This window comes from Salmonella sp. SJTUF14076 (genome assembly GCF_015534835.1).
Taxonomy (GTDB): domain Bacteria; phylum Pseudomonadota; class Gammaproteobacteria; order Enterobacterales; family Enterobacteriaceae; genus Salmonella; species Salmonella enterica.
In genome coordinates this window covers 4,554,465-4,579,472 of record NZ_CP064674.1, presented here as the reverse complement: position 1 = coordinate 4,579,472, position 25,008 = coordinate 4,554,465, and the positions used below count along the sequence as shown (strand labels likewise).

At 52.1% G+C, this 25,008-nt stretch carries 19 protein-coding genes, 2 tRNA genes and 3 rRNA genes; 17 read left to right on the top strand and 7 right to left on the bottom strand.

Features of this window, described 5'->3' with window-relative positions:
* Window positions 1-99 precede the first annotated feature (99 nt).
* The 10 genes from pepQ (at window position 100) to HU143_RS21905 (ending at window position 11,140) form a co-directional block, all read left to right on the top strand.
* A complete protein-coding gene (gene pepQ, locus HU143_RS21950) occupies window positions 100-1,431 on the top strand; it encodes a Xaa-Pro dipeptidase (protein ID WP_185191066.1) in 1,332 nt (443 codons plus the stop codon).
* Window positions 1,431-2,045, top strand: coding sequence for an IMPACT family protein (locus HU143_RS21945; RefSeq protein ID WP_000378897.1), 615 nt, complete (start codon window positions 1,431-1,433; stop codon window positions 2,043-2,045). The genes pepQ and HU143_RS21945 overlap by 1 nt, the downstream gene beginning before the upstream one ends.
* A 38-nt stretch (window positions 2,046-2,083) precedes the next feature.
* The gene (gene trkH, locus HU143_RS21940) at window positions 2,084-3,535 is read left to right on the top strand and encodes a Trk system potassium transporter TrkH (protein WP_000545688.1); all 1,452 of its coding nucleotides are present in this window, start codon (window positions 2,084-2,086) and stop codon (window positions 3,533-3,535) included.
* 11 nt (window positions 3,536-3,546) lie between these two features.
* Window positions 3,547-4,092, top strand: coding sequence for a menaquinone-dependent protoporphyrinogen IX dehydrogenase (gene hemG, locus HU143_RS21935; RefSeq protein WP_000853982.1), 546 nt, complete (start codon window positions 3,547-3,549; stop codon window positions 4,090-4,092).
* A 375-nt stretch (window positions 4,093-4,467) separates the two neighbouring features.
* Window positions 4,468-6,009, top strand: a 16S ribosomal RNA gene (locus HU143_RS21930).
* Between the two features lie 69 nt (window positions 6,010-6,078).
* A tRNA-Ile gene (locus tag HU143_RS21925) sits at window positions 6,079-6,155 on the top strand.
* 111 nt (window positions 6,156-6,266) lie between these two features.
* A tRNA-Ala gene (locus HU143_RS21920) sits at window positions 6,267-6,342 on the top strand.
* Between the two features lie 182 nt (window positions 6,343-6,524).
* Window positions 6,525-9,432: ribosomal RNA gene (locus HU143_RS21915) — 23S ribosomal RNA — on the top strand.
* A 94-nt stretch (window positions 9,433-9,526) separates the two neighbouring features.
* Window positions 9,527-9,642 (top strand): 5S ribosomal RNA (gene rrf, locus HU143_RS21910).
* Together the 16S, 23S and 5S rRNA genes with 2 tRNA genes alongside form the textbook arrangement of a ribosomal RNA operon.
* 511 nt (window positions 9,643-10,153) lie before the next feature.
* Window positions 10,154-11,140 (top strand): IS110 family transposase, encoded by a 987-nt coding sequence (locus HU143_RS21905; RefSeq protein ID WP_023226548.1) that lies wholly within the window; start codon window positions 10,154-10,156, stop codon window positions 11,138-11,140.
* A 15-nt stretch (window positions 11,141-11,155) separates the two neighbouring features.
* Here the strand turns inward: HU143_RS21905 and mobB are convergent, their stop codons facing one another.
* Window positions 11,156-11,671, bottom strand: coding sequence for a molybdopterin-guanine dinucleotide biosynthesis protein MobB (gene mobB / locus HU143_RS21900; RefSeq protein ID WP_072162107.1), 516 nt, complete (start codon window positions 11,669-11,671; stop codon window positions 11,156-11,158).
* Window positions 11,668-12,252, bottom strand: a complete 585-nt coding sequence (mobA, locus tag HU143_RS21895) for a molybdenum cofactor guanylyltransferase MobA (protein ID WP_001046894.1) — start codon at window positions 12,250-12,252, stop codon at window positions 11,668-11,670. Before mobA ends, mobB begins: the two co-directional genes overlap by 4 nt.
* 69 nt (window positions 12,253-12,321) lie before the next feature.
* On the opposite strand from mobA, the gene HU143_RS21890 reads away from it, so the two are divergent.
* The 3 genes from HU143_RS21890 to dsbA all read left to right on the top strand — a co-directional run bounded on the left by HU143_RS21890 (window position 12,322) and on the right by dsbA (window position 14,294).
* Window positions 12,322-12,591 (top strand): YihD family protein, encoded by a 270-nt coding sequence (locus HU143_RS21890; RefSeq protein WP_000649858.1) that lies wholly within the window; start codon window positions 12,322-12,324, stop codon window positions 12,589-12,591.
* A gap of 76 nt (window positions 12,592-12,667) precedes the next feature.
* Window positions 12,668-13,654, top strand: coding sequence for a serine/threonine protein kinase (locus HU143_RS21885; protein WP_000999264.1), 987 nt, complete (start codon window positions 12,668-12,670; stop codon window positions 13,652-13,654).
* A 16-nt stretch (window positions 13,655-13,670) separates the two neighbouring features.
* A complete protein-coding gene (dsbA, locus tag HU143_RS21880) occupies window positions 13,671-14,294 on the top strand; it encodes a thiol:disulfide interchange protein DsbA (RefSeq protein ID WP_000725364.1) in 624 nt (207 codons plus the stop codon).
* A gap of 12 nt (window positions 14,295-14,306) precedes the next feature.
* Here dsbA and HU143_RS21875 read toward each other — a convergent pair whose 3' ends face one another.
* Window positions 14,307-15,215 (bottom strand): acyltransferase, encoded by a 909-nt coding sequence (locus HU143_RS21875; RefSeq protein ID WP_000196890.1) that lies wholly within the window; start codon window positions 15,213-15,215, stop codon window positions 14,307-14,309.
* A gap of 387 nt (window positions 15,216-15,602) precedes the next feature.
* On the opposite strand from HU143_RS21875, the gene polA reads away from it, so the two are divergent.
* A complete protein-coding gene (gene polA, locus HU143_RS21870; RefSeq protein WP_000249972.1) occupies window positions 15,603-18,389 on the top strand; it encodes a DNA polymerase I in 2,787 nt (928 codons plus the stop codon).
* A 334-nt stretch (window positions 18,390-18,723) separates the two neighbouring features.
* Here the strand turns inward: polA and yihA are convergent, their stop codons facing one another.
* A complete protein-coding gene (yihA, locus tag HU143_RS21865; protein ID WP_000183327.1) occupies window positions 18,724-19,356 on the bottom strand; it encodes a ribosome biogenesis GTP-binding protein YihA/YsxC in 633 nt (210 codons plus the stop codon).
* Window positions 19,357-19,595: 239 nt separating this feature from the next.
* Between yihA and HU143_RS21860 the strand changes: the two genes are divergently transcribed.
* From HU143_RS21860 to hemN, 3 genes are all read left to right on the top strand, one after another.
* On the top strand, window positions 19,596-19,820 hold the full coding sequence (locus HU143_RS21860) for a hypothetical protein (protein WP_001541209.1): 225 nt from the start codon (window positions 19,596-19,598) through the stop codon (window positions 19,818-19,820).
* Window positions 19,821-19,938: 118 nt separating this feature from the next.
* Window positions 19,939-20,454 carry a Der GTPase-activating protein YihI gene (gene yihI / locus HU143_RS21855; protein WP_000743292.1) on the top strand — a complete coding sequence of 172 codons (516 nt, stop codon included), beginning with the start codon at window positions 19,939-19,941 and terminating at the stop codon, window positions 20,452-20,454.
* A 188-nt stretch (window positions 20,455-20,642) separates the two neighbouring features.
* A complete protein-coding gene (gene hemN, locus HU143_RS21850) occupies window positions 20,643-22,016 on the top strand; it encodes an oxygen-independent coproporphyrinogen III oxidase (RefSeq protein ID WP_000003528.1) in 1,374 nt (457 codons plus the stop codon).
* Between the two features lie 89 nt (window positions 22,017-22,105).
* On the opposite strand, the gene HU143_RS21845 is transcribed toward hemN, so the two are convergent.
* The 3 genes from HU143_RS21845 to glnL form a co-directional block, all read right to left on the bottom strand.
* Entirely contained in the window at window positions 22,106-22,216 is a 111-nt protein-coding gene (locus tag HU143_RS21845) for a YshB family small membrane protein (RefSeq protein WP_001578131.1), read from the bottom strand.
* Window positions 22,217-22,328: 112 nt separating this feature from the next.
* Window positions 22,329-23,738 (bottom strand): nitrogen regulation protein NR(I), encoded by a 1,410-nt coding sequence (gene glnG / locus HU143_RS21840; protein ID WP_001188782.1) that lies wholly within the window; start codon window positions 23,736-23,738, stop codon window positions 22,329-22,331.
* 8 nt (window positions 23,739-23,746) lie between these two features.
* Window positions 23,747-24,796 (bottom strand): nitrogen regulation protein NR(II), encoded by a 1,050-nt coding sequence (gene glnL / locus HU143_RS21835; RefSeq protein ID WP_000146194.1) that lies wholly within the window; start codon window positions 24,794-24,796, stop codon window positions 23,747-23,749.
* Window positions 24,797-25,008 lie beyond the last annotated feature (212 nt).

Below are 25,008 nucleotides of genomic sequence, written 5' to 3'. Positions count from 1 at the left end.
AGAAATGCCGATGTGATCACGCTCGGCATAGATCACGCTCTCGTGGGGCGATGTGCTAAGATGCGGGAACTTGAGGTCAAAAAAACAGAAGGGTAAAAAATGGAATCAATGGCCGCGCTCTATAAAAATCATATTGTTACCTTACAAGAACGGACGCGCGATGTTCTGGCGCGCTTTAAGCTGGATGCGTTACTTATTCACTCCGGCGAGCTATTCAACGTCTTTCTCGACGATCACCCTTATCCGTTTAAGGTCAATCCGCAGTTTAAAGCGTGGGTGCCGGTAACTCAGGTTCCAAATTGCTGGCTGCTGGTCGATGGCGTCAACAAACCCAAATTGTGGTTTTATCTGCCGGTCGATTACTGGCATAACGTTGAACCGCTGCCAACGTCCTTCTGGACGGAAGAAGTCGAGGTCGTCGCCTTGCCGAAAGCGGATGGCATCGGCAGCCAACTGCCTGCCGCGCGTGGCAATATCGGCTATATCGGCCCGGTTCCTGAGCGCGCGCTACAATTGGATATCGCCGCCAGCAACATCAACCCGAAAGGTGTTATCGACTATCTGCATTACTACCGCGCCTATAAAACGGATTATGAACTGGCCTGTATGCGCGAAGCGCAGAAAATGGCGGTGAGCGGTCATCGTGCGGCGGAAGAGGCCTTCCGTTCCGGCATGAGCGAGTTTGACATCAACCTTGCGTACCTGACCGCCACGGGACATCGCGATACCGATGTTCCATACAGCAACATTGTGGCGCTGAACGAACATGCCGCCGTGCTGCATTACACGAAACTGGATCATCAGGCACCGTCTGAAATGCGCAGTTTCCTGCTGGATGCGGGCGCGGAATACAATGGCTACGCGGCGGATCTGACGCGGACCTGGTCGGCGAAAAGCGATAACGACTACGCCCACCTGGTGAAAGATGTTAACGATGAACAGTTGGCGCTGATCGCTACCATGAAGGCGGGCGTCAGCTATGTGGATTATCATATTCAGTTCCATCAGCGCATCGCGAAGCTGCTGCGTAAACATCAAATCATTACCGACATGAGTGAAGAGGCGATGGTGGAAAATGATCTTACCGGGCCGTTTATGCCGCACGGTATTGGTCATCCGTTGGGTCTGCAGGTACACGATGTGGCCGGGTTTATGCAGGATGATTCCGGTACGCATCTCGCTGCACCGTCCAAATACCCGTATCTGCGCTGCACGCGTGTGTTACAGCCGCGAATGGTGTTGACCATCGAACCGGGGATTTACTTCATCGAATCGCTGTTAGCGCCGTGGCGCGAAGGCCCGTTCAGCAAGCACTTCAATTGGCAGAAAATTGAAGCGCTCAAGCCTTTCGGCGGTATTCGCATTGAAGATAACGTGGTCATCCACGAAAACGGCGTGGAAAACATGACGCGGGATTTAAAACTGGCGTAATGGACAGTTGGTTAATCCCTGCAGCGCCGGTCACCGTTGTTGAAGAGATCAAAAAAAGCCGCTTTATTACGCTATTGGCGCATACCGATGGCGTAGACGCGGCGAAAGCGTTTGTTGAGTCAGTCAGAGCTGAGCACCCTGATGCGCGCCACCATTGTGTGGCGTGGGTGGCGGGTGCGCCGGACGACTCACAGCAACTGGGCTTTTCAGACGACGGCGAACCGGCGGGAACGGCAGGCAAGCCAATGCTTGCGCAATTGATGGGCAGTGGCGTCGGAGAGATTACTGCCGTCGTCGTGCGCTACTATGGTGGTATTCTGCTGGGTACGGGCGGGCTGGTAAAAGCCTATGGCGGCGGTGTGAATCAGGCATTACGTCAGCTTGCCACACAACGCAAGACGCCATTAACCGAATATACTTTGCAGTGTGAGTACGGTCAGTTGGCCGGAATCGAAGCATTATTAGGACAGTTTGCCGGGAAGATCGTTTCCAGCGATTATCAGGCGTCTGTTCGGCTCAGGGTGGCGCTTCCTTTTGCTCATGTGAATGCATTCTCCACAAAACTGGCGGATTTTAGCCGTGGTTCATTGCAATTGTTAGCGATTGAAGAATAATCCCCACCTCATTTTTAAGAATAAAGGAAGCGGCAGAGATGCATTTTCGCGCCATTACCCGAATCGTTGGACTACTGGTTATCTTATTTTCGGGGACAATGATTCTCCCGGGACTGGTAGCGCTAATATATCGTGATGGCGCAGGAAGAGCGTTCACGCAGACCTTTTTTGTCGCGCTGGCGATCGGTTCCATACTGTGGTGGCCAAACCGTAGGGAAAAGGGCGAGCTGAAATCCCGCGAAGGATTTCTTATCGTGGTGCTGTTCTGGACCGTGCTGGGCAGCGTGGGTGCGCTGCCGTTTATTTTCTCGGAAAGCCCAAACCTCACCATTACCGATGCTTTTTTTGAATCGTTCTCCGGGTTAACCACCACGGGCGCCACTACGCTGGTGGGGCTGGATTCATTACCGCACGCCATTCTCTTTTATCGTCAGATGCTGCAATGGTTTGGCGGTATGGGGATCATTGTGCTGGCGGTGGCGATTCTCCCTATCCTCGGCGTCGGGGGGATGCAGCTCTATCGGGCGGAAATGCCGGGGCCGCTCAAAGATAACAAAATGCGCCCGCGTATTGCCGAGACGGCGAAAACGCTGTGGCTTATCTATGTCTTGCTAACGGTAGCCTGCGCGCTGGCGCTATGGTTTGCAGGGATGCCCGCGTTTGACGCTATCGGACACAGCTTCTCCACTATCGCTATCGGCGGCTTCTCAACGCATGACGCCAGCGTAGGCTATTTTGATAGTCCCACTATTAATACCATCATCGCTATTTTCCTGCTGATCTCCGGTTGTAACTATGGCCTGCATTTCTCTTTATTAAGCGGACGTAGCCTGAAAGTATACTGGCGCGATCCGGAATTCCGCATGTTCATCGGCGTACAGTTGACGCTGGTGGTGATCTGCACGCTGGTACTGTGGTTCCATAATATCTACGACTCGGCGCTGACAACGCTAAATCAGGCGTTCTTCCAGGTTGTGTCGATGGCGACAACGGCAGGGTTTACCACGGACAGCATTGCGCGCTGGCCGCTGTTTTTGCCCGTCTTGCTGCTATGTTCCGCGTTTATTGGCGGTTGCGCCGGGTCAACGGGCGGGGGGTTAAAGGTCATCCGTATTCTGTTGTTGTTTAAACAGGGGAACCGCGAACTCAAACGTCTGGTGCATCCGAATGCCGTTTACAGTATTAAGCTGGGGAACCGGGCGCTGCCAGAACGTATTCTGGAAGCCGTCTGGGGATTCTTTTCTGCCTACGCGCTGGTATTTATCGTCAGTATGCTGGCCATTATCGCTACAGGCGTAGATGATTTCTCGGCTTTCGCCTCGGTAGTGGCTACGCTTAATAACCTGGGACCGGGGCTGGGGGTGGTTGCTGATAACTTCGCCAGTATGAATCCGGTTGCGAAATGGATACTCATCGCCAACATGCTATTTGGTCGTCTGGAAGTATTCACTTTGCTGGTACTTTTTACCCCGACTTTCTGGCGTGAATAATGGAGTAACACGTGAAAACATTGATTCTTTTCTCTACCCGGGACGGACAAACGCGCGAAATTGCCTCTTATCTGGCTTCTGAACTCAAAGAGATGGGGATCTGGGCCGATGTCGTTAATCTGCATCGCGCAGAAGAGCCGGACTGGGATAGTTATGATCGCGTAGTGATTGGCGCGTCTATTCGTTATGGTCATTACCACAGCGCCTTTCAGGAGTTTGTTAAGAAATATGCCACGCGGTTGAACGGAATGCCGAGCGCCTTTTATTCCGTTAACCTGGTGGCGCGTAAAGCTGAAAAACGGACGCCGCAGACTAACAGCTACGCGCGTAAGTTTTTAATGAGCTCTCCGTGGCGACCTGACTACTGTGCCGTCATTGCAGGCGCGCTTCGCTATCCCCGCTATCGCTGGTATGACCGTCTGATGATCAAGCTTATTATGAAGATGTCGGGCGGCGAAACGGATACCAGTAAAGAAGTGGTGTACACCGACTGGGAGCAGGTTGCGCACTTTGCCCGTGAAATAGCCCATTTAACCAACAAATCGTCGGCAAAATAAACGCAAAGAATAAAAAGTGCGCACTCAGAAAATTATTTTAAATTTCCTCTTGTCAGGCAGAAATAACTCCCTATAATGCGCCACCACTGACACGGAACAACGGCATACAGGCCGCCGGGTCAGCGGGGTTCAGACCAGAACCTCACGGAGAAAAGCGAAAATAAACGCTTGACTCTGAAGCGGGAAAGCGTAATATGCACACCCCGCGCCGCTGAGAAAAAGCGAAGCGGCACTGCTCTTTAACAATTTATCAGACAATCTGTGTGGGCACTCGAAGATACGGATTCTTGACGTCGCAAGACGAAAAATGAATACCAAGTCTCTGAGTGAACACGTAATTCATTACGAAGTTTAATTCACGAGCATCAAACTTTTAAATTGAAGAGTTTGATCATGGCTCAGATTGAACGCTGGCGGCAGGCCTAACACATGCAAGTCGAACGGTAACAGGAAGCAGCTTGCTGCTTTGCTGACGAGTGGCGGACGGGTGAGTAATGTCTGGGAAACTGCCTGATGGAGGGGGATAACTACTGGAAACGGTGGCTAATACCGCATAACGTCGCAAGACCAAAGAGGGGGACCTTCGGGCCTCTTGCCATCAGATGTGCCCAGATGGGATTAGCTTGTTGGTGAGGTAACGGCTCACCAAGGCGACGATCCCTAGCTGGTCTGAGAGGATGACCAGCCACACTGGAACTGAGACACGGTCCAGACTCCTACGGGAGGCAGCAGTGGGGAATATTGCACAATGGGCGCAAGCCTGATGCAGCCATGCCGCGTGTATGAAGAAGGCCTTCGGGTTGTAAAGTACTTTCAGCGGGGAGGAAGGTGTTGTGGTTAATAACCGCAGCAATTGACGTTACCCGCAGAAGAAGCACCGGCTAACTCCGTGCCAGCAGCCGCGGTAATACGGAGGGTGCAAGCGTTAATCGGAATTACTGGGCGTAAAGCGCACGCAGGCGGTCTGTCAAGTCGGATGTGAAATCCCCGGGCTCAACCTGGGAACTGCATTCGAAACTGGCAGGCTTGAGTCTTGTAGAGGGGGGTAGAATTCCAGGTGTAGCGGTGAAATGCGTAGAGATCTGGAGGAATACCGGTGGCGAAGGCGGCCCCCTGGACAAAGACTGACGCTCAGGTGCGAAAGCGTGGGGAGCAAACAGGATTAGATACCCTGGTAGTCCACGCCGTAAACGATGTCTACTTGGAGGTTGTGCCCTTGAGGCGTGGCTTCCGGAGCTAACGCGTTAAGTAGACCGCCTGGGGAGTACGGCCGCAAGGTTAAAACTCAAATGAATTGACGGGGGCCCGCACAAGCGGTGGAGCATGTGGTTTAATTCGATGCAACGCGAAGAACCTTACCTGGTCTTGACATCCACAGAACTTTCCAGAGATGGATTGGTGCCTTCGGGAACTGTGAGACAGGTGCTGCATGGCTGTCGTCAGCTCGTGTTGTGAAATGTTGGGTTAAGTCCCGCAACGAGCGCAACCCTTATCCTTTGTTGCCAGCGATTAGGTCGGGAACTCAAAGGAGACTGCCAGTGATAAACTGGAGGAAGGTGGGGATGACGTCAAGTCATCATGGCCCTTACGACCAGGGCTACACACGTGCTACAATGGCGCATACAAAGAGAAGCGACCTCGCGAGAGCAAGCGGACCTCATAAAGTGCGTCGTAGTCCGGATTGGAGTCTGCAACTCGACTCCATGAAGTCGGAATCGCTAGTAATCGTGGATCAGAATGCCACGGTGAATACGTTCCCGGGCCTTGTACACACCGCCCGTCACACCATGGGAGTGGGTTGCAAAAGAAGTAGGTAGCTTAACCTTCGGGAGGGCGCTTACCACTTTGTGATTCATGACTGGGGTGAAGTCGTAACAAGGTAACCGTAGGGGAACCTGCGGTTGGATCACCTCCTTACCTTAAAGAACTGTTCTTTGCAGTGCTCACACAGATTGTCTGATGAAAAACGAGCAGTAAAACCTCTACAGGCTTGTAGCTCAGGTGGTTAGAGCGCACCCCTGATAAGGGTGAGGTCGGTGGTTCAAGTCCACTCAGGCCTACCAAATTTTCCCTGAATACTGCGTTGTGAAATAACTCACATACTGATGTATGCTTCGTTATTCCACGCCTTGTCTCAGGAAAAATTATCGGTAAAGAGGTTCTGACTACACGATGGGGCTATAGCTCAGCTGGGAGAGCGCCTGCTTTGCACGCAGGAGGTCTGCGGTTCGATCCCGCATAGCTCCACCATCTCGTGAGTGTTTACGAAAAAATACTTCAGAGTGTACCTGAAAGGGTTCACTGCGAAGTTTTGCTCTTTAAAAATCTGGATCAAGCTGAAAATTGAAACACAGAACAACGAAAGTTGTTCGTGAGTCTCTCAAATTTTCGCAACACGATGATGAATCGTAAGAAACATCTTCGGGTTGTGAGGTTAAGCGACTAAGCGTACACGGTGGATGCCCTGGCAGTCAGAGGCGATGAAGGACGTGCTAATCTGCGATAAGCGCCGGTAAGGTGATATGAACCGTTATAACCGGCGATTTCCGAATGGGGAAACCCAGTGTGACTCGTCACACTATCATTAACTGAATCCATAGGTTAATGAGGCGAACCGGGGGAACTGAAACATCTAAGTACCCCGAGGAAAAGAAATCAACCGAGATTCCCCCCAGTAGCGGCGAGCGAACGGGGAGGAGCCCAGAGCCTGAATCAGCATGTGTGTTAGTGGAAGCGTCTGGAAAGGCGCGCGATACAGGGTGACAGCCCCGTACACAAAAGCGCATGTGCTGTGAGCTCGATGAGTAGGGCGGGACACGTGGTATCCTGTCTGAATATGGGGGGACCATCCTCCAAGGCTAAATACTCCTGACTGACCGATAGTGAACCAGTACCGTGAGGGAAAGGCGAAAAGAACCCCGGCGAGGGGAGTGAAAAAGAACCTGAAACCGTGTACGTACAAGCAGTGGGAGCACAGGTTTACCTGTGTGACTGCGTACCTTTTGTATAATGGGTCAGCGACTTATATTCTGTAGCAAGGTTAACCGAATAGGGGAGCCGGAGGGAAACCGAGTCTTAATTGGGCGTTAAGTTGCAGGGTATAGACCCGAAACCCGGTGATCTAGCCATGGGCAGGTTGAAGGTTGGGTAACACTAACTGGAGGACCGAACCGACTAATGTTGAAAAATTAGCGGATGACCTGTGGCTGGGGGTGAAAGGCCAATCAAACCGGGAGATAGCTGGTTCTCCCCGAAAGCTATTTAGGTAGCGCCTCGTGAATTCATCTCCGGGGGTAGAGCACTGTTTCGGCTAGGGGGCCATCCCGGCTTACCAACCCGATGCAAACTGCGAATACCGGAGAATGTTATCACGGGAGACACACGGCGGGTGCTAACGTCCGTCGTGAAGAGGGAAACAACCCAGACCGCCAGCTAAGGTCCCAAAGTCATGGTTAAGTGGGAAACGATGTGGGAAGGCCCAGACAGCCAGGATGTTGGCTTAGAAGCAGCCATCATTTAAAGAAAGCGTAATAGCTCACTGGTCGAGTCGGCCTGCGCGGAAGATGTAACGGGGCTAAACCATGCACCGAAGCTGCGGCAGCGACACTGTGTGTTGTTGGGTAGGGGAGCGTTCTGTAAGCCTGCGAAGGTGGCCTGTGAGGGTTGCTGGAGGTATCAGAAGTGCGAATGCTGACATAAGTAACGATAAAGCGGGTGAAAAGCCCGCTCGCCGGAAGACCAAGGGTTCCTGTCCAACGTTAATCGGGGCAGGGTGAGTCGACCCCTAAGGCGAGGCCGAAAGGCGTAGTCGATGGGAAACGGGTTAATATTCCCGTACTTGGTGTTACTGCGAAGGGGGGACGGAGAAGGCTATGTTGGCCGGGCGACGGTTGTCCCGGTTTAAGCGTGTAGGTGTGTGTTCCAGGTAAATCCGGTTCACTTTAACACTGAGGCGTGACGACGAGGCACTACGGTGCTGAAGCAACAAATGCCCTGCTTCCAGGAAAAGCCTCTAAGCATCAGGTAACATCAAATCGTACCCCAAACCGACACAGGTGGTCAGGTAGAGAATACCAAGGCGCTTGAGAGAACTCGGGTGAAGGAACTAGGCAAAATGGTGCCGTAACTTCGGGAGAAGGCACGCTGACATGTAGGTGAAGTGATTTACTCATGGAGCTGAAGTCAGTCGAAGATACCAGCTGGCTGCAACTGTTTATTAAAAACACAGCACTGTGCAAACACGAAAGTGGACGTATACGGTGTGACGCCTGCCCGGTGCCGGAAGGTTAATTGATGGGGTCAGCGCAAGCGAAGCTCCTGATCGAAGCCCCGGTAAACGGCGGCCGTAACTATAACGGTCCTAAGGTAGCGAAATTCCTTGTCGGGTAAGTTCCGACCTGCACGAATGGCGTAATGATGGCCAGGCTGTCTCCACCCGAGACTCAGTGAAATTGAACTCGCTGTGAAGATGCAGTGTACCCGCGGCAAGACGGAAAGACCCCGTGAACCTTTACTATAGCTTGACACTGAACATTGAGCCTTGATGTGTAGGATAGGTGGGAGGCTTTGAAGCGTGGACGCCAGTCTGCATGGAGCCGACCTTGAAATACCACCCTTTAATGTTTGATGTTCTAACGTGGACCCGTAATCCGGGTTGCGGACAGTGTCTGGTGGGTAGTTTGACTGGGGCGGTCTCCTCCTAAAGAGTAACGGAGGAGCACGAAGGTTGGCTAATCCTGGTCGGACATCAGGAGGTTAGTGCAATGGCATAAGCCAGCTTGACTGCGAGCGTGACGGCGCGAGCAGGTGCGAAAGCAGGTCATAGTGATCCGGTGGTTCTGAATGGAAGGGCCATCGCTCAACGGATAAAAGGTACTCCGGGGATAACAGGCTGATACCGCCCAAGAGTTCATATCGACGGCGGTGTTTGGCACCTCGATGTCGGCTCATCACATCCTGGGGCTGAAGTAGGTCCCAAGGGTATGGCTGTTCGCCATTTAAAGTGGTACGCGAGCTGGGTTTAGAACGTCGTGAGACAGTTCGGTCCCTATCTGCCGTGGGCGCTGGAGAACTGAGGGGGGCTGCTCCTAGTACGAGAGGACCGGAGTGGACGCATCACTGGTGTTCGGGTTGTCATGCCAATGGCACTGCCCGGTAGCTAAATGCGGAAGAGATAAGTGCTGAAAGCATCTAAGCACGAAACTTGCCCCGAGATGAGTTCTCCCTGAGACTTAGAGTCTCCTGAAGGAACGTTGAAGACGACGACGTTGATAGGCCGGGTGTGTAAGCGCAGCGATGCGTTGAGCTAACCGGTACTAATGAACCGTGAGGCTTAACCTTACAACGCCGAAGATGTTTTGGCGGATGAGAAGACGATTTTCAGCACTGATTCAGATTACATCAGAACGTAAAAACGGTCTGATAACAGAATTTGCCTGGCGGCACTAGCGCGGTGGTCCCACCTGACCCCATGCCGAACTCAGAAGTGAAACGCCGTAGCGCCGATGGTAGTGTGGGGTCTCCCCATGCGAGAGTAGGGAACTGCCAGGCATCAAATAAAACAAAAGGCCCTGTCGGAAGACAGGGCCTTTTGTTTTATCTGTGGTCTGTCGGTGAGCACTCTCCTGAGGAGGAGAAATCCGCCGGGAGCAGATTTGAACGTTGCGCAGCAACGGCCCGGAGGGTGGCGGCCAGGACGCCCGCCATAAACTGCCAGACATCAGACAAGTGAAGAAGCCCGTCCGTCTGGACGGGCTTCTTGGCGTGTGTGGTAACTGTAAAAATGTAGGCCTGATAAGCGCAGCGCCATCAGGCAACCGGCACCGCCGGATGGCGGCTCCGCCTTATCCGGCCTTGTATCCTGAACAGATAGCTGATTAGCTGTCAGCTATCTGAAACGGGAGAAGCTTGTATCCGGCCTGAAGACTCTGAGCTTCCGATGTAGCTTAAGCCTCCCGTTTCACCTTTCACGTCACTCAAAATCCGAACGGTAACCAGAAGCGTTGACTTCGTATGTACAAGGCTGGAATGGCGTGTTGGCTCAGGTGAAAGGAGGTGTTCTGTGTGTACTCTCGGTATTGATGTCAGTAAAAATAAAATCGATCTTTGTCTGCTTACTGCCGGCCCCGGCGGTAAAAAAAAGCACAAGGTTCTGACTAACGAACCCGCCGTTGCCCGTAAAGTTATCGACTGGCTGAACGCACAAAAATGTGTTCCTGAAAGCGTGACTGTCGTACTGGAAGCGACGGGTATTTACCATGAAAATCTGGCGTATGGCCTGCATGAGGCCGGTGTCAGCGTCTGCATGGCCAACCCCTGTCGTGTCCGCGAATTTGCCCACGGGATGGATATCCTCAACAAGAATGATGCTGTCGATGCCTTCGTGCTGGCCTGTTATGGCGAGCTGAAGTCCCCGGCTGTCTGGGTTCCTCCTTCGCCTGAAGTACGTAAGCTGAGGGCATTGCTGCGCCAGCGGGATGCGCTGAGAGAGGATGTACAGCGTACGGTGAACCGGCTGGAAAAAGCGAATTCCACATCCACACCACAGGAGGTCATCCGTTCACTTGAGCGAACAAAGAGCTGGCTGAACGAGGAACTGGCCCGGATAGAGAAGCTGATAACCGATCATACGGATAACGATCCGGGGCTGAAGGCTGATCTCGAGTTACTGAAATCAATCAAGGGAGTGAAAGATCAGGTCGGGCGGGAGATGCTGGCGTTGCTGAAAGACGGGACGTTCAAAAGCGCCTCACAGGTGGCGGCCTATCTGGGACTGACACCGGTAGAGAAAACGTCGGGGAGCTCAGTGCGTGGCAGACCACATATGTCAAAAACAGGACCGTCAGGAGTGCGGGCTAAGCTGTACGTTGCAGCGCTGACCGCGAGCCGCTGGAACAAACAGGCGAAGGCTATCTATGAAAGGCTGGTCGCAAAGGGCAAGGCGAAGAAAGCCGCGCTGGGAGCTGTGATGCGCAAACTGGTACATTTATGCTTCGGCGTGTTGAAAACGCGGCTTCCGTGGGATGAAAATTATGTAGCTACCGCTTGACGTTCAAGACGGTAGCTACAAGGTGCGTGCTTTCTCTAACCACCGCAAAATGAAGACAGAAATCTGCGATACATCATTAAGATCCAAAACGGGTACCGCTACGGCAAGTGGAATATCACTGGCAACCGCAATAACATGCTCATCAAGAATTAATTCTTCCTCGCTGTGCCCACATCCCTGACGAAAAAGTAAGATCTTCGCAACTGCTTCGTGTTTAAACCCTTCAACCAGCACCATATCTAGCTTTGATGCATCCATCCGGCTCACCAGCCATGCCAGATCCAACTCTTTTTGCTCCGGCGTTTCCGTCATTAACGCCCAGCGCTGCTGACTGGCAACCAGCGTCTGTGCCGCCCCGGCTTTACGCAGCTCGTAGCTATCTTTACCCGGTTTATCGACATCCATATCATGATGGGTATGCTTAATCAGCCCTGGCCGAATTCCATGCTCGCAAAGCGCCGGGATCAGTTTTTTCAGCAGTGTTGTTTTTCCCGTGCCGCTCCATGCGGCAATGGCGAGTAGCGGTATCATGGTCTCTTTTGCCATTGCGCGAGTTCCTCCGGCGTGTTGACGTTCACAAATGCCTCCTTACAATCGCTGAAATCAACGGCGTGTCCGCCTACCTGGCGCATAAAAATCATTACCCGCCGCTCGCCTGCTTGCAAATAAGCTGTCAACTGGGGCTCAACGGCACGATTAATCAACGCGATCGTTGGATGATCGCGCTCTCCATCATGAACCCAAACCACGGGTGCGCCATGACGCTGCGCTGCTAAACGATCGACCAGGTTGTGGGGGATACAGGGATTGTCACAGGGACAAAACAGAAACCAGTCGCTTGCTACCTGCTGAAAAACGGAAAGCATACCCGCCAGCGGACCGGGAAAGTCAGCGATTGAATCCGGAATGACTTTCAGGCCGCTGGCCTGGTAGATATCCAGATGGCGATTAGCACTAATGACGACCGTTGCAAGTTGTGGCGCGAGCGCGTCGGCAACGTGTCGCCAGAGCGGTTTCCCGTTCAGTTCAAGCAGACCTTTATCCGCACCTCCCATCCGCCGGGCTTTACCGCCTGCCAGCACCACGCCGGTTATTACTTCATCCAGATTCACCGATATCGCCTCTTTTATTGTGGGATTGACCCTGCTACCGTGTCTGTATCAAGAATAAGGAGCACAGCTATGAAATGTAAACGCCTGAATGAAGTCATTGAACTCCTCCAGCCAGCCTGGCAGAAAGAGCCTGATCTTAATCTGACGCAATTTTTGCAGAAACTGGCGAAAGAGTCAGGTTTTGACGGCAAACTGGAAGATTTAACTGATGATATCCTGATCTACCATCTGAAAATGCGCGATTCCGCCAAAGACGCCGCCATTCCAGGGATTCAAAAAGACTATGAAGAGGACTTTAAAACGGCGCTTTTACGCGCCCGCGGCGTTATTAAAGAGTAAAACCTTGTAAGCGGCGCCACCGAAATCGCCACGAAATGATATCCTGAATCATTCGTAGTATTTTCCGGATGATGGGATGAACGACAACGCTTTTACTTTCCAGACGCTACACCCGGAAACCATCATGGATGCGCTGTTTGAACAGGGGATCAGGGTGGATTCCGGGCTGACTCCACTAAACAGTTATGAAAACCGCGTCTATCAGTTTCAGGATGAAGACCGTCGACGTTTTGTCGTTAAGTTTTATCGTCCTGAACGCTGGTCTGTTGATCAAATTCGGGAAGAACACCAATTCGCGCTTGAACTGGTGAAGGATGAGGTTCCGGTTGCTGCTCCGCTCGCGTTTAATGGCCAGACGCTGTTAGCGCATCAGGGCTATCATTATGCCATTTTCCCCAGCGTAGGCGGTCGTCAGTTTGAAGCAGACAATATCGATCAGATGGAGGCGGTAGGGCGTTATCTTGGCCGATTGCATCAGACGGGGCGAAAACGTCCTTTCACTTTCCGGCCTGACATTGGGCTTGCAGAGTATCTTTTTGAACCTCGCCAGGTATTCGAAGATGCCGCACTGATTCCCTCCGGGCAAAAAGCGGCTTTCCTGAAAGCCACTGATACTCTACTGTCTGCAGTTACCGAATGCTGGCGCACCGATTTCGCCACGCTGCGATTGCACGGCGATTGTCATGCCGGCAACATTCTATGGCGTGATGGACCGCTGTTTGTCGATTTAGATGATGCCCGTAACGGCCCGGCGATACAGGATTTATGGATGCTGCTGAACGGCGACAAAGCCGAACAGCGAATGCAGCTTGAAACCATTATTGAAGCTTATGAAGAAGTTAGTGAGTTCGATACGGCTGAAATTGGTCTCATTGAACCTTTACGCGCCATGCGTTTAGTTTATTATCTTGCCTGGTTGATTCGTCGTTGGGGCGATCCTGCGTTTCCAAAAAACTTTCCCTGGTTAACAGGGGAAGATTACTGGCAGCGACAGACAACGACTTTTATTGAGCAGACTAAAATTTTGCACGAACCCCCTTTACAATTAACGCCAATGTATTAATCGGAGAGAGTTGATCATGAAAAAGATTTGGCTGGCGCTGGCTGGTATGGTTTTAGCTTTTAGCGCCTCGGCAGCACAGATCAGCGACGGTAAACAGTATATCACGCTGGATAAACCGGTCGCTGGCGAACCCCAGGTACTGGAGTTTTTCTCCTTCTACTGCCCACATTGTTATCAGTTTGAAGAAGTGCTTCATGTGTCTGACAATGTGAAGAAAAAGCTGCCGGAAGGCACCAAAATGACCAAGTACCACGTTGAGTTCCTGGGGCCGTTGGGCAAGGAGCTCACCCAGGCATGGGCGGTGGCGATGGCGTTGGGTGTAGAAGATAAAGTCACGGTCCCGCTGTTTGAAGCCGTACAGAAAACCCAGACAGTACAATCTGCCGCGGATATCCGTAAAGTTTTCGTAGATGCGGGCGTCAAAGGCGAAGATTACGATGCGGCATGGAACAGCTTCGTGGTGAAATCACTGGTTGCGCAACAGGAGAAAGCCGCGGCTGACCTGCAACTGCAGGGCGTTCCGGCGATGTTCGTCAATGGCAAATACCAGATTAACCCACAAGGCATGGATACCAGCAGCATGGATGTTTTTGTTCAGCAGTATGCTGATACCGTGAAATATTTGGTTGATAAAAAATAAAAAGAACGCCGGTCACTGACCGGCGTTTTTATAAGATGTTTTAATCTCTTCTATCTGTATATCTTTCTTATCCCACAGCGTATTAAGCCAACGTTGAAAACGGCGTTTGAATGTTTTGTCGTTCACGTAATCGCCGTGCAGTTCTTCATTTATGGGTTCCAGTTGCACCCGAACAACAATACGCGTCAGCCTACCGCTTAGCATATCGTAGAAGGGGTGACGATCGTTGTTTGGGTAACACAACGTAATATTAAGCAGCTTATCGAACTGTGAGCCTAAAACATTAATCGCCATTGCAATACCGGCTGCTTTTGGCGGCAACAGATGTTGATAAGGTGAATGCGTTTGCTGACGTTTCTCATGCGTAAATCGCGAGCCTTCAACAAAGTTAACGATAGTGGTGGGATACCGACGAAACTTTTCGCAAGAGCGACGAGTTGTTTCAACATCTTTGCCGCGTCGATCGGGGTGTCGGAGCAGGTAGCTACGGGAGTAGCGCTTCATAAACGGCATATCTAATGCCCAGCACGCCAGGCCGATGAACGGCACCCAGGCCAATTGCTGTTTAAGAAAGTACTTATTCATTGGGATATGCTTGCGGAACAGAACGCAAAGCACAACGATATCGGCCCAGCTGCGATGATTACAAATCAGTAAATACCAATTTTTCTTGCTCAGCCCTTCTAACCCTTCTACATCCCATTGCAAGTGCGGATTAAGGCGTAACAGCGCTGCAAGACCAGCACACCAGCAATACATCATGAAATTGCAGAAAATGGAGACCTTGCGCCAGATACCGGGAACAGGCAAAAGAAGCTTTACCATACCGGCAATGATGATCGGTACTGAGCAAACAATAGTGACCAGGATGGTCAATACGATACTCAATGGGAGCGTGATAGCCGCGAGTATTCTCGTCATAATAAATTATTCAAAAGTTAGCCATAAACGGTGCGCGAAAAGGGCGCAAGAGGCTGATTCTATCAGAAAACGATGCTAATGATGGCGCTGAATGAAATAGAAACACTCGTAACAACTATCCACATTATGATAACGGCATGAATCAGATAATCAGAAAAACGTGATGTTAACAACTCATTGAAAATAATGGGTAATTATTAAGACGAGAAGGCTATCGCGCTGATTTTAAAGTAATGGTAAGAATTTACACACAAAGTTATCCACAGGTTGTTTTGCGAGCGATCCTGAAGATCGACAAAACTTTTCCGCAAATGCGGCGAAAAACTCAAGTTTTCCTCCTGTATGTGGCATCCTTTAACCATAATCTGTTAAACAGGCACGGACATTATGGTTCAGATCCCAGAAAACCCACTTATTCTCGTAGATGGCTCATCCTATCTCTATCGCGCCTATCATGCGTTTCCGCCGTTAACCAACAGCGCGGGAGAACCTACGGGCGCAATGTATGGTGTCCTCAACATGTTGCGCAGCCTGATCATGCAGTATCAGCCGACGCATGCTGCGGTGGTGTTTGACGCCAAAGGAAAAACCTTCCGTGATGAGCTCTTTGAACACTACAAATCGCATCGTCCTCCGATGCCGGATGATCTGCGAGCGCAAATAGAGCCGTTACATGCCATGGTTAAAGCCATGGGGTTACCTCTGCTGGCAGTCTCTGGCGTAGAAGCGGATGACGTTATCGGTACACTGGCGCGAGAAGCGGAGAAGGTGGGGCGTCCGGTATTAATCAGCACCGGCGATAAAGATATGGCACAGTTGGTGACGCCGAATATTACGCTGATCAACACCATGACTAACACCATCCTCGGCCCGGATGAAGTCGTTAATAAGTACGGCGTGCCGCCTGAGCTGATTATCGACTTTCTGGCGCTGATGGGGGACTCCTCGGATAATATTCCAGGCGTGCCAGGCGTGGGTGAGAAGACGGCGCAAGCCTTGCTTCAGGGATTGGGCGGCCTGGATACGCTGTACGCCGAGCCGGAAAAAATTGCCGGTCTCACTTTCCGCGGCGCCAAAACGATGGCCGGTAAATTAGCGCAGAATAAAGACGTAGCGTACCTGTCTTATAAACTCGCCACCATTAAAACGGATGTTGAACTGGAGCTGACCTGCGAACAGCTTGAAGTGCAGCAGCCGATTGCGGATGAACTGCTGGGCCTGTTTAAAAAATATGAGTTTAAGCGCTGGACGGCGGACGTCGAGTCAGGCAAGTGGCTACAGGCAAAGGGCGCGAAACCGGCGGCCAAACCGCAGGAAACGGTCGTTATTGATGAATCGCCCAGCGAACCGGCAGCGGCGCTCTCTTATGAAAATTATGTCACTATTCTGGACGACGTTACGCTGGAAAGCTGGATTGAAAAGCTGAAAAAAGCGCCAGTTTTTGCTTTCGACACGGAGACCGACAGTCTGGATAATATCGCCGCCAACCTGGTGGGCCTCTCGTTTGCCATCGAACCTGGCGTTGCCGCGTATGTACCTGTCGCACATGATTATCTGGACGCTCCGGATCAAATCTCCCGCCAGCGTGCTCTGGAACTGCTGAAGCCGCTGCTGGAAGATGAAAAAGTGCGCAAAGTGGGGCAAAACCTCAAGTACGATCGCGGCGTCTTGCAAAATTACGGTATTGAGCTGCGCGGTATCGCCTTCGATACCATGCTTGAGTCTTACATTCTGAACAGCGTCGCCGGACGCCATGATATGGACAGCTTGTCCGATCGTTGGCTGAAGCACAAAACTATCACCTTTGAAGACATTGCCGGTAAAGGTAAAAACCAGCTCACCTTTAACCAGATCGCACTGGAGGAAGCGGGGCGCTATGCGGCAGAAGATGCGGATGTCACGTTACAGTTGCATCTCAAAATGTGGCCTGAGCTCCAGCAGCACAAAGGCCCGCTGAATGTTTTCGAAAACATCGAAATGCCGCTGGTGCCGGTACTGTCACGCGTTGAGCGCAATGGCGTAAAAATCGATCCTGCCGTCCTGCACAAACATTCGGAAGAAATCACGCTACGTCTGGCGGAACTGGAAAAGAAAGCGCATGACATTGCGGGCGAGGCGTTCAACCTGTCCTCAACGAAGCAGTTGCAGACCATCCTGTTTGAAAAGCAGGGTATTAAGCCGTTGAAGAAAACGCCTGGCGGCGCGCCGTCAACGTCGGAAGAGGTGCTGGAGGAGCTGGCGCTGGACTATCCGTTGCCGAAAGTGATTCTGGAGTATCGTGGTCTGGCGAAGCTAAAATCCACCTATACCGATAAGCTGCCGCTGATGATTAACCCGAAAACCGGGCGCGTCCATACGTCCTATCATCAGGCGGTAACGGCGACGGGACGTTTATCGTCCACCGATCCGAACCTGCAAAATATTCCGGTGCGCAATGAAGAGGGCCGCCGCATTCGTCAGGCATTTATTGCGCCTGAGGATTATCTCATTGTATCTGCGGACTATTCACAGATTGAGCTGCGTATTATGGCGCATCTTTCCCGTGATAAAGGACTGCTCACGGCGTTCGCCGAAGGGAAAGATATTCACCGCGCAACGGCGGCGGAAGTCTTTGGCTTGCCGCTGGATAGCGTGACCGGGGAACAGCGCCGAAGTGCGAAAGCCATTAACTTTGGCCTGATTTACGGGATGAGCGCCTTCGGTCTTTCTCGCCAGCTTAATATTCCGCGTAAAGAGGCGCAGAAGTATATGGATCTCTACTTCGAACGCTACCCTGGCGTGCTGGAATATATGGAACGCACCCGCGCTCAGGCAAAAGAACAAGGCTATGTGGAAACGCTGGAGGGACGCCGCCTTTACCTGCCGGATATTAAATCCAGCAACGCGGCGCGGCGCGCGGGGGCGGAACGCGCGGCGATCAATGCTCCCATGCAAGGAACGGCTGCCGATATCATCAAGCGCGCCATGATTGCCGTCGATGCCTGGCTACAGGCCGAGCAGCCACGCGTGCGGATGATTATGCAGGTACACGATGAATTAGTGTTCGAGGTGCATAAAGACGACTTAGATGCGGTAGCAAAACGTATCCATCAGTTGATGGAAAACTGCACGCGTATTGATGTGCCGTTGCTGGTAGAAGTCGGTAGCGGGGAAAATTGGGATCAAGCGCACTAAGCATTTAAGGAATAACGCGCTTTTTTCGTAATTAAGCAACATAAGCACGGGGGTTTTGTGATGGGTATTAGAATTCCCTATGTAAAGAATGAAAAAAAATTACGAAAAGGTCTTTCTGTGTTGCTCAAAAAAGAGTAAAGTTATTCACGTAGGGTACAGAGGTAAGATGTTCTATCTTTCAGACCTTTTACTTCACGTAATCGGATTTGGCTGAATATTTTAGCCGCCCCAGTCAGTTTATGACTGGGGCGTTTTTTATTGGGCGTAAGAAAAGTTTCGCTCACACCGTAGGCCGGATAAGACGCGCAGCGGCGCCATCCGGCATAGCGGGTGATTATTCCCCGTCCTGAATCTCTTCGACCGGTGCCAGTTCGCTAAACCAGCTATCCAGTTTCTGACGTAACTTATCCACTCCCTGCTTTTTCAGCGAGGAAAACGCTTCTACCTGCACATCGCCATTAAAAGCCAGCACGGCTTCACGTACCATATTCAACTGCGCCTTGCGCGCGCCGCTGGCCAGTTTGTCCGCTTTGGTCAGCAGAACCAGAACCTGGATATTGCTCTCTACAGCCCACTGGATCATCTGTTGGTCGAGGTCTTTCAACGGATGGCGGATATCCATTAAAACGACTAAGCCCTGTAGGCTTTGACGTTTCTCCAGATATTCCCCCAGCGCGCGTTGCCACTTGCGTTTCATCTCTTCCGGGACTTCCGCGTAGCCATAGCCCGGCAGGTCGACCAACCGTTTGCCATCTACGACTTCAAACAGGTTAATCAATTGGGTACGGCCCGGCGTTTTAGAGGTACGCGCCAGGCTTTTTTGGTTGGTCAACGTGTTCAGGGCGCTGGATTTGCCTGCATTGGAACGGCCAGCAAAAGCCACTTCAATTCCGCAATCGGAAGGTAAATGGCGAATATCAGGCGCACTCATCACAAAATGCGTCTGTTGATAATTCAGGTTAGTCAAAGCGGTCGTCTCCGTCAGTCAAAGCATTGTGGCGATTATACCTGAACGCCAGCAAAAGACGGATTTTTCGGCGCGGCGGTGCTGTAAGTAAAAGCCATACGCTTTGTGAGACATTGTCCATTGCACTTATGCGACATGACAGAGTCGTTGTCACGCTAAAAGCCAGTTAATATAGTTAAATCATGAATTTATAGAAAGGTAATTGTCTGAAAAAAAGGGATTTGCCGTGTCGGTATCTTGTGAGTTTACCCCAAAAGAGTAAAGTAATGCACATAGCGAGGACGCTAACAGGATCAACGACTCAGGATGAGGGTCAGGAGCGCCAGGAGGCGAAGACACAGGATTGTCAGGAAGACAAACGTCCGGAGACGTTAGTAAAAGGAAATGGAAACAACATGGAATGTTCCAGGCTAAGGGAAAAACAGGGCGTGTTGATAGCCAACAGGGATGGTGGAACCCGTTAAGGGTCGTGAGTCAAGAAAAAAGGCGGCAGATTACTCTGTCGCCTTTTTTCTTTGCTTGCTTTCTGCTAGATTCCGCCTCAATTCTATACTGAATAAAACGGCTTAAAGATCTGACATCATGAAAAAACCAACCTCTGCACCGCGCAGTAAAGCCTTTGGCAAACAGCGTCGTAAAACGCGTGAAGAGTTAAACCAGGAGGCGCGTGACCGTAAGCGCCTGAAAAAACATCGCGGCCATGCGCCGGGAAGTCGCGCGGCGGGCGGCAATTCCGCTTCGGGCGGCGGCAATCAGAATCAACAAAAAGATCCACGTATTGGCAGTAAAACACCTGTTCCATTGGGCGTGACTGAAAAAGTGACCCAACAGCATAAACCGAAAAGTGAGAAACCTATGCTTTCACCGCAGGCGGAGTTGGATTTACTGGAAACGGATGAGCGCCTGGATGCGCTGTTAGAACGTCTGGAAGCGGGCGAAACCCTGAGTGCGGAAGATCAAGCCTGGGTAGATGCCAAACTGGATCGTATTGATGAACTGATGCAGAAGCTTGGTCTGTCTTACGATGACGACGAAGAAGACGACGAAGAGGACGAGAAGCAGGAAGATATGATGCGCCTGCTAAGAGGCGGCAACTAACGGGTTTACACCGTGGGCTTGCCCGTCCTGCTTATAACCCTTCCGGTTATATGTTATCTGGTGTGGTTATTCGTTAAACTACAGCGATTGTCGCGGCGACAGAAATGGCTGCGCAGCCGGCTTGCCGCCCGTCATGGCGTGAAGCCGGTACGCCGTACCCGCCAGAGACGCCATCGGAAGGAGTGAGCATGTCTGAACAGCAAATAGACTGGGATCTGGCCCTGATCCAGAAATATAACTATTCCGGGCCACGATATACCTCGTACCCAACCGCGCTGGAGTTTTCTGAAGACTTCGAGGACGCCGCATTCTTGCAGGCTGTGGCGCGTTATCCTGAACGTCCGCTCTCGCTGTATGTGCATATCCCGTTTTGTCACAAGTTGTGTTATTTCTGCGGCTGCAACAAGATTGTCACCCGCCAACAGCATAAAGCTGACCAGTATCTTGACGCGCTTGAGCAGGAAATTCGTCATCGCGCGCCGCTGTTTGCAAACCGTCATGTCAGCCAGCTTCACTGGGGCGGCGGTACGCCTACTTACCTGAATAAAGCGCAAATCAGCCGCTTAATGACGCTGTTGCGTGAAAATTTCCACTTTAATACCGACGCGGAAATCTCGATCGAAGTCGATCCCCGTGAAATTGAGCTGGATGTGCTCGATCATTTACGTGCGGAAGGTTTTAACCGCCTGAGTATGGGCGTGCAGGACTTTAATAAAGAGGTGCAGCGCCTGGTTAACCGCGAGCAGGATGAAGAATTCATCTTTGCGTTGCTTAATCACGCCCGCGATATCGGCTTTACCTCGACCAATATCGATTTGATCTACGGTCTACCGAAACAGACGCCGGAAAGCTTCGCTTTCACGCTGAAGCGTGTGACGGAGCTGAACCCCGATCGTTTGAGCGTCTTTAACTATGCGCATCTGCCAACGCTTTTTGCCGCCCAGCGTAAAATTAAAGATGCCGATTTACCCAGCGCGCAGCAGAAACTGGATATTTTGCAGGAGACGATCGTATCGCTTACTCAGGCCGGTTATCAGTTTATCGGGATGGACCATTTTGCCCGTCCGGACGACGAACTGGCCGTCGCGCAGCGCGAAGGCGTGCTGCACCGTAATTTTCAGGGCTATACGACCCAGGGCGATACCGATCTGCTGGGGATGGGGGTTTCTGCTATCAGCATGATTGGCGATGGCTACATGCAGAACCAGAAAGAGCTGAAGCGTTATTACCAGCAAGTGGATGAGCGGGGCAATGCGCTATGGCGTGGTATTACGCTGACCCGTGATGATTGTATTCGTCGCGATGTTATCAAAGCGCTGATTTGTAACTTCCGCCTGGATTTTAACGCTGTCGAACAGCAGTGGGGTTTGCATTTCGCTGAGTATTTTGCCGAAGATTTGCAGTTACTGTCGCCGCTGGCGAAAGATGGGCTGGTGGATATTAGCGAGAAGGGAATTCAGGTGACGGCGAAAGGTCGTTTGCTGATTCGCAATATCTGCATGTGCTTTGACGCGTATCTGCGCCAGAAAGCGCGGATGCAGCAGTTCTCGCGCGTCATTTAGCCGGGTTGCCCGGTGGCGCTGCGCTTACCGGGCCTACACGTTGCGACAACCTGTAGGCCGGATAAGCATTAGCGCCATCCGGCACATTGTCAGCTGAACAGTCCCACCAGCGCGGCACACAACACGGCGGCTAGCGCAGTTTGTGGCGTGTGGCTGTCGACCGCTCCACTCGATACCAGATTAATAATAGATTCTAACATAATGAATCCCCCCGTTTGCCGGGCATGATCATACTGAACTCATCGGAACAGTAAAGCGCAAAATAGCAGCGTTTTGCGCTCAATTATTAATCTTTACACTCGCGGGTAATGTTTACTCCATTCCCAGCTCTTTCAACTTCCGCGTTAGGGTGTTTCGCCCCCAACCGAGCAGCCTGGCGGCTTCCTGTTTATGACCCTGCGTATGGCGTAACGCCGTGGTCAGTAGCGTTCTTTCCAGTTCTGGCTGCGCTTCAGAAAGCAGGTTTTGATGACCGGATCGCAAGGCGCGGTCCGCCCATTGCGCCAGTAATGTAGCCCAGCTATCCGGCGGCAGGTGGGACGGGCTATCCGGCGCCGAGGCTTCAAACAGTTCGCCCGGTAAATCCTGGATCAATACCTCCTGTCCGGCGGCCATGACGGTGAGCCAGCGGCAGGTATTTTCTAACTGACGCACGTTACCAGGCCATGCCAGGCGCGTTAACGCCGTTTCGGTTTCCGGATGTAATAATTTGGCTTCCACGCCTAATTCACGGGCGGCGACCTGCAAAAAATGGCGCGCCAGGCGCGGAATATCCTCACGACGCTCGCGCAACGGCGGAAGATGGATACGAATCACGTTCAGGCGGTGGAACAGGTCTTCGCGGAATTTCCCTTCCTGAACGCGTCGTTCGAGGTTCTGGTGGGTGGCGGCGATAATGCGCACATCCACTTTTACCGGCGCGTACCCGCCCACGCGGTAGAACTGTCCGTCAGCCAGCACGCGTAACAGACGAGTCTGGACATCCAGCGGCATATCGCCAATTTCGTCCAGAAACAGCGTGCCGCCGTCAGCCTGCTCGAAACGGCCCTGCCGGATGGTATTCGCCCCGGTAAAAGCGCCTTTCTCATGGCCAAACAGTTCGGATTCAATCAAATCTTTCGGGATGGCCGCCATATTGAGCGCGATAAACGGCGCTTTGGCGCGTGGGCTATGGCGATGTAGCGCATGGGCGACCAGTTCTTTACCGGTCCCTGATTCGCCGTTAATCAGCACGCTAATCGAAGAACGCGACAGCCGACCAATAATGCGAAACACATCCTGCATGGCGGGCGCTTCGCCTATCATGTCTGTTGTCGGGCCGTTAACCTCGATATTACGCGGCTGCTGCTGCTCCTGATAGTGACTAATCGCGCGCTCGACCAGAGCGACGGCTTCATCAATATCAAACGGTTTAGGCAGATAATCAAACGCCCCCTGCTGATAGGCGCTCACGGCGGCATCTAAATCGGAATGCGCGGTCATAATGATGACCGGAAGCATCGGGTGACGCTGTTTAATCTGCTTTAATAGCGCCAGCCCGTCCATTCCCGGCATTCGGATATCCGACAGCAAGACGTCCGGCGTTTTACTGGCCAGCGCAGCCAGTACTTCATTACCATTCTCAAAGGTGGTACAGGTCAACCCTGCCCCGGCGAGAGCACGTTCAAGCACCCAACGGATGGAACTATCATCATCGACGACCCAGACTATTCCTCGTTGCATAAACACCTCTATTTCCGAATCGGCAGGTAAACCGAAAACTCGGTATGCCCCGGCCAACTGGTAAATTCAATTTTGCCGGCGTGTTGATCGATAAGATTGCGGGCGATAGATAACCCAAGCCCGGTGCCGCCTTCGCGACCGCTGACCATCGGGTAGAACAGCGTATCCTGTAAATGGGGAGGAATGCCCGGCCCATTGTCTTCAACGTCTATACGCGCCGCCAGGCGATAGCGTTCGCCATGCAGCGTTAACTGGAAGGCGGTACGCGTACGCAGCGTAATTTCGCCGCCTTCCGGCCCCAGCGCCTGCAAGGCATTGCGGACAATATTCAGCAGTACTTGCTCAATTTGTTCCGGGTCGTGCGGCAGTTCTGGCAGACTGGGGTCGTAATCGCGGATAAGCCGGACATTATCCGGCAGTTCCATCGACACCAGCGCCACCACGCGCTCCGCGACTTTATGTATGCTCTCGGTAATGTGCATTCCCGGGTGCTGCGGCCCCAGTAAACGATCGACAAGGTTGCGTAGCCTGTCGGCCTGTTCAATGATGACTTTGGTATATTCCGTTAGCGCCGGGTCGGGCAGCGCCTTGCTGAGTAGCTGCGCCGCGCCGCGCAGGCCGCCGAGCGGATTTTTGATTTCGTGCGCCAGACCGCGCACCAGATCGCGGGCGGCGATTTGCTGCGCGTGCTGCAACTGCTCCTGACTCAGACGACGCTGGTTATCCATCGGCGCCATTTCGAGCAGTATAAAATCGTCGGGCAGACGTTGGGCGGTCAAAGAGAGAATATGCGAGCGACTATCAATCACCAGCGTCACTTCGTTATCGGTAAAGCCTTGTCCTGCCGCTAAACTTTCGCGCATCAGGTCAATGTTTAACGAAAAATAGCTCAACAGTTCAGGTAACGGCGTCCCGAACAGTTTGCGTGAGCTTTGCGCGAGCAACTGCTGCGCGGCAGGATTGGCGTAATGGATTGCCAGCGCGTCGTCGACCACCAGCACGCTGTTGATTAACGAATTGAGGATCTGCCCAGCATCGGGCTGTATGCCGCTTGCCATTCAGCAGTCTCCTGGAAAAGGTTGCACCATTTTAGTGCATTATAGCTTTTTACCACTAAAAAGCGCGTGAGATCAGATTGTTGGTGGAGAAAAAAGCCCATCCTGGGATGGGCTGAAAGTTTCCACGGCAACTCAAAAACTCCTGACGCCTTTCACGCTGCTGCTGCGTTGGCTGCCTTCGCTTACCCCAGTCACATCGCTATCTATGCTCC

Coding starts and splice junctions, on each gene's coding strand:
- HU143_RS21845 (WP_001578131.1), bottom strand. CDS start 22,216: ATGTTAGAATCTATTATTAATCTGGTATCGAGTGGAGCGGTCGACAGC.
- HU143_RS21875 (WP_000196890.1), bottom strand. CDS start 15,215: ATGACGAGAATACTCGCGGCTATCACGCTCCCATTGAGTATCGTATTG.
- glnG (WP_001188782.1), bottom strand. CDS start 23,738: ATGCAACGAGGAATAGTCTGGGTCGTCGATGATGATAGTTCCATCCGT.
- pepQ (WP_185191066.1), top strand. CDS start 100: ATGGAATCAATGGCCGCGCTCTATAAAAATCATATTGTTACCTTACAA.
- HU143_RS21890 (WP_000649858.1), top strand. CDS start 12,322: ATGAAATGTAAACGCCTGAATGAAGTCATTGAACTCCTCCAGCCAGCC.
- HU143_RS21945 (WP_000378897.1), top strand. CDS start 1,431: ATGGACAGTTGGTTAATCCCTGCAGCGCCGGTCACCGTTGTTGAAGAG.
- mobB (WP_072162107.1), bottom strand. CDS start 11,671: ATGATACCGCTACTCGCCATTGCCGCATGGAGCGGCACGGGAAAAACA.
- polA (WP_000249972.1), top strand. CDS start 15,603: ATGGTTCAGATCCCAGAAAACCCACTTATTCTCGTAGATGGCTCATCC.
- trkH (WP_000545688.1), top strand. CDS start 2,084: ATGCATTTTCGCGCCATTACCCGAATCGTTGGACTACTGGTTATCTTA.
- yihI (WP_000743292.1), top strand. CDS start 19,939: ATGAAAAAACCAACCTCTGCACCGCGCAGTAAAGCCTTTGGCAAACAG.
- dsbA (WP_000725364.1), top strand. CDS start 13,671: ATGAAAAAGATTTGGCTGGCGCTGGCTGGTATGGTTTTAGCTTTTAGC.
- HU143_RS21885 (WP_000999264.1), top strand. CDS start 12,668: ATGAACGACAACGCTTTTACTTTCCAGACGCTACACCCGGAAACCATC.
- glnL (WP_000146194.1), bottom strand. CDS start 24,796: ATGGCAAGCGGCATACAGCCCGATGCTGGGCAGATCCTCAATTCGTTA.
- hemN (WP_000003528.1), top strand. CDS start 20,643: ATGTCTGAACAGCAAATAGACTGGGATCTGGCCCTGATCCAGAAATAT.